Genomic DNA, 14,801 nt, shown 5'->3' with positions numbered 1-14,801 from the left:
AGGCGGGCTGGGTGCGGCGGCCAGCCTGGTCGATGATTTCGTCGATCACCTGGGTCCAGACGGCGGCCGGGGGGAACTCGTGGCCGACGCCCTCCAGCCAGACCAGGCGGGCGCCGGGGATCTCGGCGCTCAGGGCCTCGGCGTGTGCGGCGGGGAAGAACAGGTCGAGGGTGCCGTGCAGGACGAGCGTGGGCACGTCGAGGGTGGCGAGCCGATCTCGTACGGAGGGACCGCCCGCGCAGCAGAAGTGGTTGGTCTGGGCGGCGGCCATGTCGGTCGTACGGTCGAAGACGCGCTCCGCCAAGCGGCGCAGGTGAGGGTCGTCGGCGGTGAACGGGCCGCCCAGGCCCTTCGTGGTCGCGACGATGGTGCTGACCGAGGCGCGGCGGTCGTCCCAGGCGACCGGGTCGCCGCCGAAGGAGCCGGCCGCGGGGCCGAGGGGAAGGTCGGCGCCCGGGCCGGGAGACGTGGCCATCAGGGTCAGGGAGAGCACCCGGTGGGGGCGCTCGACGGCGATGCGCTGGGCCAGGAAACCGCCCATCGACAGGCCGACCAGATGAGCGCGGTGGACGCCGAGGCCGTCGAGCACGCCGAGCGCGTCGTGGGCCAGGTCCACATCGGAGTAGGGCGGGGCGCCGGCCGGGAACGACGTCGACCGGCCGGTGTCCCGATGGTCGTAGCGGATCACGAAGCGGCCCCCGGCGGCGAGCCGGCGGCAGAACTCGTCCTCCCACCAGTCCATCGAACTGGCGGCGCCGGCAATGAGCAGCAGGGCGGGATCACCCGGCTCGCCGAAGGTCTCCACGCAGAGCTCGATGCCGTCGACCGGCATCATCGTCTCGGTCACCACCCGCTCATTGTCCGGCATGACAGTTCACGGGCAGGTTAAATATCGATCACCCAACCGTGGATTTCCGGGGCCGGACCCCTCGGGGGGCCCGGCACACCCGCGTTCTCAGCTCTCGGCCGGGGCCGCCGCGGTGCGCGCCTGCGCCCGCACGACTCGAAGCGACACGCCGGTCAGGGCGATGGCGACCACGAAGAGTGAGAGGTGGAGGTAGGGACTGGCGATGGGGACGAAGCCGATGATCGCGACGGGGATCTGGACGACGGTGATCAGGCCGGCCAGCCACAGCCGGTTGCCGCCGCTCCACAGCAGGGCGGTCCAGACCGGCGCCGACACCACTACCAGCGTCAACGCGTCGAGAAGCGCGTGCATGTAGGTGTTGTGAACGGCGTTGTGGGCGAAAGCCTGCGCCGGCGTGGCTATCCACAGGGCGGCGAGGGCGAGGGCGAGTACGGCGGCGGCACGACGCATGGGTTCCTCCAGCGTGTTGAGACCGTTGCTCTGTGTCATTACGGTACGGAGCGCGCTTCAGCGCCGTAAAGCCCCGGCGACAAAGTCAAAACCTTCGGGTATGCATCGCGACCAATATCCAAAGTTGTGCCGGCCATTTCCGTACCGTCCGGCCGCCGGACGTTCCGGCAGCTCAGCGGCGAGATCGCGGACGTTGTCGATCAGGTCGTCCTGCTCGCCGCACCACAGCCCGACGGATGTGCCACGAAGATGACTGACTGACGTGAATACCTCATCTCCTTTTCGTACGGCGGGAGAAAAGGCCGCCACGGCCCGCGCGAAACCGGGGTACGCCTGAGCGAGCAGCAAGGCGCCGTAACCGCCCATGGACCATCCCCACAGCGCTATCCGGCTCGTGTCGAAACCGCGTCGCGCACACCACTGCGGCAGTTCCTCGTGCACCATCCGCTGCGGGTCGTCGCCCTTGTCGGGGCGCCACCACAAACGGTCGCCGGTGGCGCCGGCCAGCACGAAAGGGGGCGCTCCGCGGCGTACGGCATCGGTAAGGAAACGGCCGAGGCCGAGGGCGGGAAAGTCCGCGGCCGTCTTGGAGCCGCCGTGCAGGACCAGGCAGACGGGCAGGCCACGGCCGTCGCCGTGACCGGCGGGCACGGCGGTGTAGAAGTCGACCAGCCGGCCGCGCGCCCGCGAGTCGCGGCGCACCAAACGCTCGTCACCCACCGGAGCGTGCGGGATCACCGGTTCCAGATCACCTGATCGGCTACGGTATCCGGCCCATCCGGCGACGGCGGCAACCGTCGCACCAACGCCTACGAATGTTCGTCGTCTCATCGCCACCCACAACGGTGATCGCCCTCGTTGCGTCACGTTCATAGGCTCGCGATGTGCGCGGCGGTCATTCCCTTTCCCAGCTGATCCGCCCGCGTCGGCGCGTCCTGATCGCGGCGTTCGTGGCCGTGACCCTCCTGCTGTACGGGTTCGGCCCGGCCCGCGCGGCGAGCTCCCCGGCGGTCCTGGTGCAGACGCGCACCCTGGCGCTCACGCGCGGTGCCGACCGGCCGCTGCCGACCACTGTCTGGTACCCGTCGCCGCTCACCGGCCGGCATACGCTGCTGGTGTTCAGCCACGGGCTGGGTGGGCTGCCGTCCGACTTCGCGCCGTTGATCGCCGGGTGGGCCGAGGCCGGGTACGTGGTCGCGGCACCGGCATTTCCGCACACCAACCGGCGGGTACGCGTGCGGCGCGCCGACATCCGGTCCCAGCCGGCCGACGCGTCGTCCGTGATCGACCAGGTCCTGGCGCTCTCCGCGGTGCCCGGCGATCCCTTCTTCAGGCACCTGGACACCGCACGTGTCGGGGCGGTGGGCTTCTCGGCCGGCGGGACCACGACGCTGGGACTCCTCGGGCCCGGACACGATCCACGGCTGCGGGCGGGCGTCTCGATCGCCGGACGGGAGGCGCCCTTCGGGTTCGGCGGCCGGGCGGCGCCGGTGCTCTTCGTGCACGGCGCCCGCGACCGCGTGGTGCCGATCACGGCCGCGCGCCGGGCGTACGACAGCGATCCGTGGCCGAAGCGCTTCGTGACCGTCCGAGGAGCCGGCCACGGAGAGTATCTGCATCCCGATAACGCTTCGTATGGGCGGATCTCGGGAGTGATTCTCGCCTTCCTCGCCGCCCAGCTGCCCGTGTCGGCGACTTGAGGATTATCGCCCGGAGCCGTACCCACGGGTGATCAACCTCGGCCGAACGGACGGGTGAGCACGCACTGTGATGGTGCCTAGGCTGCGTTGGTGCACTTGACCCACGTCGCGGTGGCAGCAACCGTCACTCTTAGTGTTGCTGGCATTTCTTACTCAGCGTTGGACCCGAAGTCCCTCGAGGCGAAGGCCCAAGCGGTGGCCGACCGTGCCACCTGCCGGACCGTGGACTCCGCGATCGTGGCCTATGCCGGCATCAACGGCACGGCGCCGAAGTCCGTCGCCGACATCGCCGGCTACGTCAAGGGCGACATCTCCGCCTACACGATCGTGCACGGCCAGGCCGCCGGTCCCGGCTGCTGACGCACCCCTCATGCCTTGACGGTTATATAACTGCTGAGGCATATTGGCGTGATGGATGCGTTCGTGGCTCTCGCCGAGCCGACGCGGCGGCGGATCGTGGAGGTCCTGCGGCTGCGCGAGTGCACCGTCTCCGACCTGGTGGCGGCGCTCGCGATGAGCCAGCCGGCGGTCTCCAAGCATCTGCGGGTGCTGCGGGAGGCGGGGGTGGTCGCCGTTCGCACCCACGCTCAGCAGCGGATCTATCGGCTCGACCCGGCGCCGTTCCGCGAGCTGGACGCTTGGCTGGCGCCCTACCGCGCCCTCTGGACCCACCACCTGGACGCCCTGGAGCGCCACCTGGACGCCCACGCCGCCACCGGCGTATCGGGCGCGGCCGGCCCTGCGGGGTGATGGCTCGGTGAGACCCGGGTGCACGCGGTGAGACGCGGCGCTGCGAGAGCCGGAAGAAACCGACTTCCGGAAGTGGATTCGAGGAGGGGCTGTGACGGAGCGACTCGAAACAACGACCGCTGGTGGGGCTGAGCTTGTGCCGGCCGGCGACCAGCGGTGGACCCTTGTGTTCGTCAGGGAGTTCCGGCATGCGCCGGCGGTGGTGTGGGCGGCGCTCACCGATCCGGGGCAGTTGGATCAGTGGGCGCCCTTCACCGCCGTACGGGATCTGGGGTCTGTGGGGGAGACGACCCTGACCATGGTGGACGGTGCGGAGCGCACGGACGTGCCCGCTGTGGTGCGGCGGGCCGAGGCGCCGGCCGTGCTCGAGTACTCGTGGGGCGACGACCTGCTGCGGTGGGAGCTCGAGGAGACCACCGGAGGCACCCGCCTGATCTTGCGGCATACTCTCGCGCACCCGGGCATGGAAGCCATGGTCGCCGCCGGATGGCATCTCTGCGCCGAGGTGCTGCGGCGCCTGCTCGACGGGCGGCCGGTCGGGGTGATCCGCGGCGCGGACGCGATGGACCACGGCTTCGAGGAGCTGCGCGAGGCGTACGCGAAAGTGCTCGCCGTCTAGATGCCACGCGCCGGGCCCCCGCTTGTCATGGATGGCGACAACGGCGCCGGCGCCCCTGCCGCCCGAGGCGGCCGCCGCGCTGGAGGTGAGCCCGCGGCACCGGCAGGGGGTCCTGGTGGCTCTGCCATGAGAGCCGGCCGCGGGGGCACTAGGTTTGGGAGGGAAATGCCGCGAACGGGAGGCTGTGCATGGACGTCGTGATCGGGATCGACACGGGGACCACCGCGACGAAGGGGGTGGCGGCCGGGCCCGACGGGCAGCTGCGTGCGCTGGTCAGCGTTCACTATCCGCTCTCCGTGCCGGGGCCGGGGCGGGCCGAGCTCGACCCGCGGGAGCTGCGGGACGCGGCGGTGAAGGCGCTCGTCGACGTCGCGGCCGCCTGCCGGGAGCAGGGTGACCGGGTGATCGCGGTGAGCCTCAGCGCCTTCCTGCACGCTCTCGTGCCGATGGACGGCTCGGGGGAACCGCTCGGGCCGCTCGTCACGTGGGCCGACGGGCGGGCCGGCAAGCAGTGCGAGGAGATCGTCGACGCCGGGCTCGGCAAGGCGCTCCAGGGCCGCACGGGCACGCCGGTGCACCCGATGTCGCCGCTGACCAAGCTCGCCTGGTGGCGCGACAACGATCCGGAGACACTGCGCGGCACGCCCCGGTGGGGCGGCGTCAAAGAGCTGGTGCTGGCCGTGCTGGCCGACGAGCCGTACCTGCTCGACCTGTCCGTGGCGTCGGGCACGGGGCTGTACGACATCCACGAGCGCCGCTGGGACCCCGAGGCGATGGAGATCTGCGGGGTGCGGTCGGAGCAGCTCGCCGAGGTCGTCGGCACCACCCGGCAGCTGCGGCTGCGGGCCGACGTCGCCCGGGCGGCCGGTCTCGACCCGGGGACCCCGCTGATCATCGGGGCGGCGGACGGGCCGCTCGCCAACCTCGGGGTCGGCGCCACGCCGGCCGGGGTCGCGGCGATCTCGCTCGGCACCAGCGGGGCGCTGCGCACGGTGGTCGACCGGCCGACGGCCGACAAGGCGGGGCGGCTGTTCTGCTACGCGCTCACCGAGGACCGGTGGGTGATCGGCGGCGCGGTGAACAACGCCGGATCCGTGGTGCGGTGGGCCGGGGAGAGCTTCGCCGGCGGCTTCGAGCGCCCCGGCGCCGAGGGCGAGGACGCCGACGAGCGTGACGCGGCGCTGCTCATCGAGGCCCAGGGCGTCGTGCCGGGCAGCGACGGGCTGCTCTGCCTGCCCTACCTGCTCGGCGAGCGTGCCCCCTGGTGGCGGCCGGGCCTGCGCGGCGCGTACCTCGGGCTGCGCCGCGAGCACGGCCGGGCGCACCTCGTACGCTCCGCTGTCGAAGGGGTCTGCCAGCAGCTCGCGCTGGTGCGCGACTCGTTCACCGCCGAGGGCATCCCCGTCACCGAGGTGCGGGCCACCGGCGGCGCGGTCGCCTCGGAGCTCTGGGTCGGCGTGCTCGCCGCGGCGCTCGACCTGCCGGTCGCGGTCGCCGACACCCCGGAGGGCACGGCGCTCGGCGCCTGCCTGCTCGCCCGGCACGCGCTCGGCGAGCTGCCCGACCTCGACCACGCCGCCGCGCTGATCCCGATCGGCGAGCCCACCGTCCCCGACCCGGAGAACGCCGAGCTCTACGCCCGGCTGCGCCCGCTGATCGAGACGTCCGCCCTCGCCGTGCAGGACGTGGTCAAGGAGCTCGACCGGCTCGCCCCGCAGCCCATCCCCGACACCGAGAAGGCGGCGCACATCACCCCGCGTTGACGGGGCGGACGGCGGTAGGAAAGCATGACGGCGAGCGGTAGCGGAGGAACCCGGTGCGAGTCCGGGACGGTCCCGCCACTGTGACCGGGGAGCGATCCGTCGATGGGCCACGGCCGGCACACGGCCGGAAGGCGTGCGGGGAGCGCTGATCCGGGAGTCAGGAGACTCCGGCCGCTCGTGTCGCTCATCGCGCGGGCGTGGACACCCGTGCAGAAGGGATCCGCGTGACGCCGTACCCGTTCTCGGCCGTTGTCGGCATGGCCGACCTGAGGCTTGCCCTGTTGCTCACGGCCGTGTCGCCCGCTGTCGGCGGCGTGCTGGTGCGGGGGGAGAAGGGCACCGCCAAGAGCACGATCGTGCGCGCCCTTGCCGGGCTGCTGCCGGAGGTCGCCGTCGTGCGCGGCTGCCGGTTCGCCTGTGACCCCGCCGCCCCCGACCCGCAGTGCCCGGACGGGCCGCACGCGCCGGACAGCCCCCACTACCGGCGCCCGTCGGCGCTCGTCGAGCTGCCGGTCGGGGCGACCGAGGACCGGGTGGTGGGCACGCTCGACATCCAGCGTGCGCTCGCCGACGGCGTCAAGGCGTACGAGCCGGGGCTGCTCGCCGGGGCGCACCGCGGGGTGCTCTACGTCGACGAGGTCAACCTGCTCCCGGACCACCTGGTCGACCTGCTGCTCGACGCGGCCGCGATGGGGCGCGCGCACGTGGAGCGCGACGGGGTGTCGGTCAAGCACGCGGCCCGCTTCCTGCTCGTCGGCACCATGAACCCCGAGGAGGGCGAGCCGCGGCCGCAGCTCGTCGACCGGTTCGGGCTGGTCGTCAACGTGGCGGCGCCGCGCGACGCCAAAGACAGGGCCGAGGTCGTACGGCGAAGGCTCGCCTACGAGGCGGGGCCGGACGCGTTCGCGGCCCGCTTCGCCGGGGACGAGCGCGAGCTCGCGGCCCGGATCGTGGCAGCGCGCGAGCGCCTGCCCCACGTGGCGCTGCCGGACGCCGAGCTCGACCGGATCGCGCGGGTCTGCCTGGCCTACGGCGTGGACGGCATGCGGGCGGACATCGTCGTCGCCCGGTGCGCGGTCGCGCTGGCGGCCTGGCACGGCCGCGACACCGTCACGGCAGAGGACGTACGCGACGCCGCGCGCCTCGCGCTGCCGCACCGGCGCCGCCGTGATCCGCTCGACCCGCCCGGCACCGACGAGGAGAAGCTGGACGAGGCGCTCGCCGAGGCGGACGCGCAGCAGCGCGAGGAGGAGAGCCGGCAGGACGGCGACGGCCCCGACTCCGACAGCGGCCCCGACTCCGACAGTGGCCCGGACCCCGACAGCGGCCCGGACTCCGGCGGCGGCCCGGATCCCGATGATGACCCGCCTCCGGGTGGCGGCCCCGGGAACGGCGGCTCCGCTCCGGATGATCGTGGCCCGGCTCCTCGGCAATCTGAGGGCGGCGCCGGCCCGGACGATCGTGATCCGGCCAGGCCGCGGACCGACGCCGCTCCGGAGCCGGACAACCCGGCCGGCGCGGCTGCCGGGGCTCAGGCTCCCGCCGGCGCGGCCTATCGCACGCGCACCCTCAGCATCGCCCGGCGCGGCACGGGCGGCCACACCGGCAAGCGTTCGCCCGCCTACGCCCGCCGCGGCAGGGTCATCGGCTCGCGGGTGCCGCAGGGCAAGCTCGCCGGCGCCCCGCACCTGCCGGCCACCCTCCGCGCGGCCCTGCACCGCCGTGGCGGCCGCGGGGAGGGCAGCGTCGTTCACCCCCGCGACCTGCGCGAAGCCGTGCACGTCGGGCGGGAGGCGAACCTCGTGCTCTTCGTCGTGGACGCCTCCGGGTCGATGGCGGCGCGCAAGCGCATGACCATCGTCAAGACCGCGGTGCTGTCGCTGCTGCGGGACGCCTACCAGCGGCGGGACCGGATCGGGATGATCACGTTCCGCGGGCACGAGGCCGACCAGGTGCTGCCGCCCACGTCCAGCCACGAGGTGGGCGTGATGCGGCTGGCGAGCCTGCGCACCGGGGGCCGCACACCGTTGGCCGCCGGGCTGCGTACCGCCGCCGCCACCATCACGACCGAGCGCCGCCGCGATCCGCGCCGGCGGCCACTGCTGATCGTCGTGACGGACGGGCGGGCGACCAGCGGGCCCGACCCGGTGAGCGTCGCCCCCGCGCTGGCCGGGGTGCCCACCGTCGTCGTCGACTGCGAGACCGGGCCGATCCGGCTCCACCTCGCCGGCCGTCTCGCCACCGCGCTCGGTGCCGACCTCATGCCCCTCGACGCGCTCGAGGCCGGCGCCGGCACTCACCCCGTACGGAAGGCTGCCTGATGCCGCAGGGAAAAGTCGCCAGCGTCCCCGACGACGGGCTCACCACCCGGCAGCGGCGGCGCCAGGCCGTGCTCGCCGTGCACACCGGACACGGCAAGGGCAAGTCGACGGCCGCCTTCGGCATGGCGCTGCGCGCGTGGAGCGCCGGCTGGCCGGTCGGGGTGTTCCAGTTCGTCAAGTCCGAGAAGTGGCGGGTCGGTGAGGAGGCCGCGCTCAAGGCGCTCGGCACCACCGGCGGCGCCCCGGTCACCTGGCACAAGATGGGCGAGGGCTGGTCGTGGATCCAGCGGGCCGGCACCGAGCGCGACCACGCGGCGGAGGCGGCCGAGGGCTGGGCGCAGATCAAGCGTGACCTGGCCGCCGAGACGCACAAGTTCTACGTTCTGGACGAGTTCACGTACCCCCTGAAGTGGGGTTGGGTCGATGTGGACGACGTCGTGCGGACGCTCGCCGAGCGGCCCGGCACCCAGCATGTGGTGATCACCGGCCGGGACGCGCCGCAGGCACTGGTGGACGCGGCCGATCTGGTGACCGAGATGACGAAGATCAAGCATCCGATGGACGCCGGGCGCAAGGGACAGCAGGGCATCGAATGGTGAGCATCCCGCGCGTCGTGATCGGCGCGCCGGCCTCGGGGCACGGCAAGACCACGGTGGCGACGGGACTGCTGGCCGCGTTCGCCCGCCGCGGGGTGCCCGTGGCGCCGTTCAAGGTCGGCCCCGACTACATCGACCCCGGCTATCACGCGCTGGCGGCGGGCCGCCCGGGACGCAACCTCGACCCGGTGCTGGTGGGCGAGGACCGCATCGGCCCGCTCTTCGCGCACGGCAGCCAGGGCGCGGAGCTCGCCGTCATCGAGGGCGTGATGGGTCTCTACGACGGCCGCACCGGCGCGGGCGAGACCGGCTCGACCGCGCAGGTGGCCGGCCTGCTCGACGCCCCCGTGATCCTGGTGGTCGACGCGGCCGCCCAGGGCCGCTCGATCGCCGCGCTGGTGCACGGCTTCCGCAGCTTCGGCACGGTGCGCCTCGACGGGGTCATCCTCAACCGGGTCGGCTCCGACCGGCACGAGTCGATCCTGCGCGAGGCGTGCGAGGAGGTGGGCACCCCGGTGCTGGGCGCGCTGCGCCGGGCGGACGCGGTCGCGGCACCGTCGCGCCACCTCGGGCTGGTGCCGGCCGCCGAGCGCCGCGCGGAGGCCCGGGCGTCGGTGGACGCGCTTGCCGCGCTGGTGACGGCCTCGGTCGACCTGGACGCGGTCGCGGCCATCGCGGCGTCCGCGCCTCCGCTGGCCGCCGAGCCGTGGTCTCCGGCGCCGGCTTCGCCCGCCGCCGGCCGTCCGGTGGTCGCGCTCGCGGGCGGTCCGGCCTTCTCTTTCTCGTACGCGGAGACGGCCGAACTGCTCGCCGGAGCCGGCGCCGAGGTGGTGACGGTCGACCCGCTGCACGACGAGAAGCTGCCCGCCGGCACGAGGGCGCTGGTGGTCGGTGGCGGTTTCCCCGAGGTGTACGCCGCCGAGCTGTCCGCGAACGAGCCCCTGCGCGCCGCGGTGCGAGCCCTGGCCTCCGCCGGCGGCCCGATCATCGCCGAATGCGCCGGCCTGCTCTGGCTCTGCCGCACCCTGGACGGCGCCGAGATGTGCGGCGTGATCGACGCCGAGGCGGCCATGACCCCGTCGCTGACCCTCGGCTACCGCGACGCGGTGGCGCTGGCGGACAGCCCGCTGGCCCCGGCGGGCACCCGGGTGACCGGCCACGAGTTCCACCGCACGGCGGTACATCCCCGCTCCGGGCTCCTGCTGTCCCCGGCGGGCGGCGCGGCGTGGCAGTGGCGGGGAGCGGACCCGGAGGGCTTCGCGTCGCCGACGGTGCACGCGTCCTATCTGCACCTGCACTGGGCGGGCAACCCGGGCATCGCGGAACGCCTCGTCGGCTTGCTCGGTTCATCCGGTTCGTCCGGCTCGTTCGACTCGGGCTCGGGCTCGTCCGGCTCGGGCTCGTCCGGCTCGCTCGGCTGAGATGGCCGGTCACTCGGCGGGCGCTGGTCGCTCGGCGGGCGCTGGTCGCTCGGCGGGCGCCGGTCGCTCGTCTGGCGCCGGTCACGCGGCGGGGGCCCGCCGAGCGGCGGAAGGCGCCGGCGCGCTGGTGGTCGGCGTCGGCGCGCGCCCGGGGACGGCGGAGGCCGACATCCGGTCGGCCGTGGACGAGGCGCTCGCGGCGGCCGGGCTCGACGGAGCTCAGGTCGGCGTGCTGGCCACCATCGACCGGCGGGCCGAAGAACCGGGACTGCGCGGCCTGGCCGCCGAGCGAGGATGGCGCCTCGCCGGTCTGCCGGCGGCCGAGCTCGCGGCGCGGGACGTGCCGAACGGAAACGGGACGGTCGCCGCGGCGGTCGGCACCCCGAGTGTTGCCGAGGCAGCTGCGATGGCCGCTGCTGGGGGCGGGGCCACGCTCGTGCTGCCGAAGAAGGTGTTCCACCGGGTCACCGTGGCGATCGCCCGGAAACACCGGGACGCGTGACCGCCGCCGTGACGCTTCGGGGTCTCGGCCCGGCCGGGCGTCCCTCGGCCGGGGCGGGTAGATTTCCTGCGGTGAGGGACCTACCCCGGCTGCACGTCGGCTGCGCCATGTGGACGCACAAAGCCTGGGACTTCTCGGCCGCCGCGCCCGCTCAGGAGCGGCTGCGGGCGTACGCGGAATGGTGCGACGCCGTCGAAGGGAACACGACCTTCTACGCCACCCCGAGTAGGGAGACCGTCGCCGGGTGGGCCAGGCAGACTCCCGCGGACTTCCGGTTCGTGGTGAAGCTGCCCAAGCCGGTCACCCACGAGTTTCGGCTCGGGGCCGGCGGTGATCGGGCGCTGGCCGGGTTCCTGCATGCGATCGAGCCGCTCGGGTCGCGGGCTCACGCGCTGTGGATTCAGCTGCCGGGGTCGTTCGGGCCGGGGGATCTCGACGTGCTCGCGGGGTTCCTGCGGCGGCTGCCGGCGGCGTACGAGTATGCGGTTGAAGTGCGGCATCCGGCGTTCTTCCGGGAACCGGCGGCGCTCGAAGGCATCCTGGAGAAGGCCGGCGTGGAGTGGGTGCCGTTCGACACGACGGTGATGTTCGCGAGCCCGCCGACCAGCGACGCCGAGCGGGATGCCTGGGAGAAGAAGCCGCGGATGCCGCTGCGGGAGCGGGCGCTCACCGCGCGGCCGATCGTGCGGTATCTCGGCCGGGACGACAGCGCCCGCACCGTCGAGGGGTGGCAGCGCTGGGTGGAGGTCGTCGCGGGGTGGCTGCGGGAAGGACGCTCGCCGACCGTCTTCGTGCACACGCCGGACAACAACGAGGCGCCCGGGCTGGCCCGGCGGTTCCACGAGGAGGTGCGGGCGCGGACGCCGGGCCTCCCGCCGCTGCCCGAGCCGACCGGGCCGCTGACCCTCTTCTAATCAGCCTCTCTGTTTGATCAGCTCCTCGACGGCGGTGGGCAGCGTCGTCTCGAAGTCGATCAGCTTGGCCCACGTCGGCGTGATGACGATGCGGACCATGCCGTCGTAGAGCGAGCGGACCTCGGCCTCCCACACCACCCGCTGCTCGGGCGTCATCTGGTAGCTGCCGTTCATCTGCAGGTACTCCTCCGGGATGCCGTCCACGACGTCGAGCTCCGCGCGCCCGCGGATCAGCAGGATCTTCGGCGGGTGCACCTCGGTGTCGATCGTCAGCGCGACCTCCGGGCGGCGGCGCAGGGAGTGCAGCTTCGGGGCGTTCTTCGGCGTACAGACGACAATCTCCGAGCCGTTCCAGGTGAAGGCGATCGGAATGGCGCGCGGCGTGCCGTCCTTGGCGACGTACGCCATCCGCAGCAGGTCACGGGCCAGCAGCTCCTGGCTGATCGGGCGGGACAGGACGGCGGTGATCTCGTGGCGTTCCATGGTGCGGCTCCTTCGTCGGGTGGTCTTCGTTCCTGGGACGGAGCCGCCCGCGGGTTCTCGACATCCTCGGGAAAGAAAGGCGACTCGCACAGGGTGTGCGACATGCCGCCGCCGAGCCGTCATCACCTGGAACGTGACGTGAGGAGGTTCCATGAGGTGCAGCGGTACCTATGAGTACCTCGACGGTGGCCCGGAGGAGCAGGCGCGGCTCGATGCCGTGCGCCGCTACCAGCTGGTGGACGAGCCGGTCGACGACACGTACGAGCGGATCGCGTTCGTCGCCGCCGCCCTGTTCGACACGCCGATCGCGACGGTGTCGCTCGTCGAGGAGCATCGCATCTGGCTGGTGGCCGCCTACGGCCTGCCGGGCGTGCGGGAGATCGGTCCCGAGCCGGGCCTGTGCGGGTCGGCCATCGCCCAGGACGGCGTCTACCTGGTCACCGACGCGGCCGTCGACCCGCGGACGCGCGATCATCCCCTGGTACGGGGTGAGCTGGGTCTGCGCTTCTACGCGGGAGCGCCGATCCGGGCGCACGACGGCTATCGGCTGGGCACGGTCAACGTGATCGACAACCGGCCGCGCCAGGCGACGGCCCACCAGCTCAAGGCGCTGGAGCACCTGGCCGCGGCGGTGTCGGACGAGCTCGAGCTGCGCCTGATGGTCATCCGCGGCGCCATGGCCGAGCTGCGCATGCGCGAGACGGTCAGCGGCCGGCGGCCACCGGGGTAGCGCGCCGAACGATCTCTCTGGTTGGCTGATCATGCCGAGACGAGGCAGGCCATGCCGACGGGGCATCGAGGTGCCGCAAGACCAGGGAGTGCGCAGAGGATGACGCCGCAGAGCCGCCGCGGGCTGATCACCGGATCGCTGGCGGGAGCCGGCCTGGCCGCCGGGGGGCTGATCTTCGGTCAGCCGGCCGCCGCGCTGGCCGCGACCGAGGGGCTCGTCGTGATCACGCCGAGCGCGGACGTGACCGGCGCCGCCGACCACGCCGCGATCCAGGGTGCGCTGTCGGACGTGAACCGCCAGGTGCTGCTGAGCGCCGGCGCGTTCTACGTCAACCAGCCGATCGTCATGCGGTCCAACCAGCGGCTGATCGGCGCCGGCGCGCAGGCCACGAAGATCACTCAGGTGGGTGCCGGGCACGGCATCACCTCGGTGAGCGGCTATGCCGTCAACTACGTGACGATCTCCGGGCTCAGCATCATCGGGCAGTACGACTCCGCGACCCCGGCGCCCGCCGACGGCCCGTCCGGCATCTGCCTGATTCCCGGACCGGCCGAGGGGCCCTCGAACATCACCATCGAGGACTGCGTGGTGCGCAACTGGGGTGACTGCGGCGTCTACCTCACCGCCGTGATCGCGTCGCGGATCACCCGGGTCCAGTCGACGAAGAACGGGGGCAACGGCTTCTACGTCACCAAGACCGCGACGGCGGCCGCCACGTCCCTCGTCTTCGAGGCCTGCTACGCGCTCGGCAACAAGAAGAACGGCTTCGAGCTCGACTACGTGAGCTACTCGACGCTGAACGCCTGCGCCAACGACGGCGGGCGGCGCGGCTACGCGCTTTACAACTGCTCGGCCGTCACGCTCACCAGCTGCGGCGCGGAGCTCTTCACCGAGGCGGGCTTCCTGGTGCGCAACAGCAAGGGGTGCAGCCTGTTCAGCCCGTACACCTTCAAGGGCGCCAAGACCGGCATCCACATCGGCGCCGCCACCGTCAACCTGACGATCGGCGGCGCCGTGCAGTCCGACCCGTCGTCGGCGAGCACGCCGTCGCTGACGAACTTCATCGTCTCCGAGGTGGGCAGCTCGGCCGTGATCTGGGGGGTGACGCGGACCAGCCCCGACGCGCTCGCGGGGAAGGTCACCAGCCTGGACGGGTCGGCCTGAGGCGTCAGTCGTCCCGCTCGTCGGTGCCGGCGGTCTGCCGCCGGCCGGACTCGTCCTGGTAGCGGGCGCCGCCGCTGGACTCCTCGGTGAGCGGGCGCGCGCCGCCCTCGGGCGGGCCCTCCACCGATTGGCCGCCGGCGGCCAGCTCGGGGAACTTCGCGTCGAACGCGGGCCGCTCGGAGCGGATGCGCGGCATGCGGTCGAAGTTGCGCAGCGGCGGCGGCGAGCTGGTGGCCCACTCCAGCGAGTTGCCGTGGCCCCACGGGTCGTCCACGGTCACGAGCTGGCCGACCTTGTAGGACTTCCAGATGTTGTAGAGGAACGGCAGCGTGGACGCGCCCAGCACGAACGAGCCGATGGTCGAGAACGTGTTGAGGAAGGTGAAGCCGTCGCTGGGCAGGTAGTCGATGTAGCGGCGCGGCATGCCCTCCGTACCGAGCCAGTGCTGCACCAGGAAGGTCGAGTGGAAGCCGACGAAGGTCAGCCAGAAATGGACCTTGCCGAGCCGGTCGTCGAGCAT

General features: G+C 72.9%; 17 protein-coding genes and 1 riboswitch. Of the genes, 12 read left to right on the top strand and 5 right to left on the bottom strand.

Annotated elements, in window-relative coordinates:
• The 3 genes from Ade02nite_RS08875 to Ade02nite_RS08865 all read right to left on the bottom strand — a co-directional run.
• Positions 1-850: alpha/beta fold hydrolase (locus Ade02nite_RS08875; protein ID WP_239168647.1), on the bottom strand; the 850-nt coding region annotated here is incomplete at its 3' end.
• 105 nt (positions 851-955) lie between these two features.
• Positions 956-1,357, bottom strand: a complete 402-nt coding sequence (locus Ade02nite_RS08870; protein ID WP_239168646.1) for a hypothetical protein — start codon at positions 1,355-1,357, stop codon at positions 956-958.
• Positions 1,358-1,375: 18 nt separating this feature from the next.
• Entirely contained in the window at positions 1,376-2,056 is a 681-nt protein-coding gene (locus Ade02nite_RS08865; protein WP_307871210.1) for an alpha/beta hydrolase, read from the bottom strand.
• 146 nt (positions 2,057-2,202) lie between these two features.
• On the opposite strand from Ade02nite_RS08865, the gene Ade02nite_RS08860 reads away from it, so the two are divergent.
• The 10 genes from Ade02nite_RS08860 to Ade02nite_RS08815 all read left to right on the top strand — a co-directional run bounded on the left by Ade02nite_RS08860 (position 2,203) and on the right by Ade02nite_RS08815 (position 11,904).
• Positions 2,203-3,018, top strand: coding sequence for an alpha/beta hydrolase family protein (locus tag Ade02nite_RS08860; protein ID WP_203761062.1), 816 nt, complete (start codon positions 2,203-2,205; stop codon positions 3,016-3,018).
• A gap of 159 nt (positions 3,019-3,177) precedes the next feature.
• Positions 3,178-3,378 (top strand): hypothetical protein, encoded by a 201-nt coding sequence (locus Ade02nite_RS08855; protein ID WP_239168645.1) that lies wholly within the window; start codon positions 3,178-3,180, stop codon positions 3,376-3,378.
• A gap of 51 nt (positions 3,379-3,429) precedes the next feature.
• Positions 3,430-3,768 carry an ArsR/SmtB family transcription factor gene (locus tag Ade02nite_RS08850; RefSeq protein ID WP_203761060.1) on the top strand — a complete coding sequence of 113 codons (339 nt, stop codon included), beginning with the start codon at positions 3,430-3,432 and terminating at the stop codon, positions 3,766-3,768.
• A gap of 166 nt (positions 3,769-3,934) precedes the next feature.
• A complete protein-coding gene (locus Ade02nite_RS08845; RefSeq protein WP_239168644.1) occupies positions 3,935-4,387 on the top strand; it encodes an SRPBCC domain-containing protein in 453 nt (150 codons plus the stop codon).
• A gap of 188 nt (positions 4,388-4,575) precedes the next feature.
• The gene (locus Ade02nite_RS08840; protein WP_203761058.1) at positions 4,576-6,150 is read left to right on the top strand and encodes a gluconokinase; all 1,575 of its coding nucleotides are present in this window, start codon (positions 4,576-4,578) and stop codon (positions 6,148-6,150) included.
• Between the two features lie 18 nt (positions 6,151-6,168).
• A riboswitch (cobalamin riboswitch) is annotated at positions 6,169-6,339 on the top strand.
• Positions 6,340-6,407: 68 nt separating this feature from the next.
• Entirely contained in the window at positions 6,408-8,471 is a 2,064-nt protein-coding gene (locus tag Ade02nite_RS08835) for a VWA domain-containing protein (protein ID WP_203761066.1), read from the top strand.
• Positions 8,471-9,070 (top strand): cob(I)yrinic acid a,c-diamide adenosyltransferase, encoded by a 600-nt coding sequence (gene cobO, locus Ade02nite_RS08830; RefSeq protein ID WP_203761057.1) that lies wholly within the window; start codon positions 8,471-8,473, stop codon positions 9,068-9,070. Before Ade02nite_RS08835 ends, cobO begins: the two co-directional genes overlap by 1 nt.
• Positions 9,064-10,488, top strand: a complete 1,425-nt coding sequence (locus tag Ade02nite_RS08825; protein WP_203761056.1) for a cobyrinic acid a,c-diamide synthase CobB — start codon at positions 9,064-9,066, stop codon at positions 10,486-10,488. The genes cobO and Ade02nite_RS08825 overlap by 7 nt, the downstream gene beginning before the upstream one ends.
• Before the next feature lie 127 nt (positions 10,489-10,615).
• Positions 10,616-10,990, top strand: coding sequence for a cobalamin biosynthesis protein (locus Ade02nite_RS08820; protein ID WP_203761055.1), 375 nt, complete (start codon positions 10,616-10,618; stop codon positions 10,988-10,990).
• A 71-nt stretch (positions 10,991-11,061) separates the two neighbouring features.
• Positions 11,062-11,904: a DUF72 domain-containing protein gene (locus Ade02nite_RS08815; RefSeq protein ID WP_498370400.1), complete on the top strand. Its 843-nt coding sequence runs from the start codon at positions 11,062-11,064 to the stop codon at positions 11,902-11,904.
• Here Ade02nite_RS08815 and Ade02nite_RS08810 read toward each other — a convergent pair whose 3' ends face one another.
• Complete coding sequence (locus tag Ade02nite_RS08810) at positions 11,905-12,387, bottom strand: pyridoxamine 5'-phosphate oxidase family protein (RefSeq protein ID WP_203761054.1); 483 nt, start codon at positions 12,385-12,387, stop codon at positions 11,905-11,907.
• A gap of 151 nt (positions 12,388-12,538) precedes the next feature.
• On the opposite strand from Ade02nite_RS08810, the gene Ade02nite_RS08805 reads away from it, so the two are divergent.
• Positions 12,539-13,117 carry a GAF domain-containing protein gene (locus tag Ade02nite_RS08805; RefSeq protein ID WP_203761053.1) on the top strand — a complete coding sequence of 193 codons (579 nt, stop codon included), beginning with the start codon at positions 12,539-12,541 and terminating at the stop codon, positions 13,115-13,117.
• 99 nt (positions 13,118-13,216) lie between these two features.
• Positions 13,217-14,281, top strand: coding sequence for a right-handed parallel beta-helix repeat-containing protein (locus Ade02nite_RS08800; RefSeq protein WP_239168643.1), 1,065 nt, complete (start codon positions 13,217-13,219; stop codon positions 14,279-14,281).
• Between the two features lie 4 nt (positions 14,282-14,285).
• Here the strand turns inward: Ade02nite_RS08800 and Ade02nite_RS08795 are convergent.
• The coding region (locus Ade02nite_RS08795) for a cbb3-type cytochrome c oxidase subunit I (protein WP_203761052.1) at positions 14,286-14,801 on the bottom strand (516 nt) is incomplete at its 5' end.

The sequence above is a fragment of the Paractinoplanes deccanensis genome (assembly GCF_016862115.1).
Lineage (GTDB): Bacteria > Actinomycetota > Actinomycetes > Mycobacteriales > Micromonosporaceae > Actinoplanes > Actinoplanes deccanensis.
The sequence above is the reverse complement of the archived record's forward strand: the minus strand, read 5'-3'. Positions and strand labels throughout refer to the sequence as shown.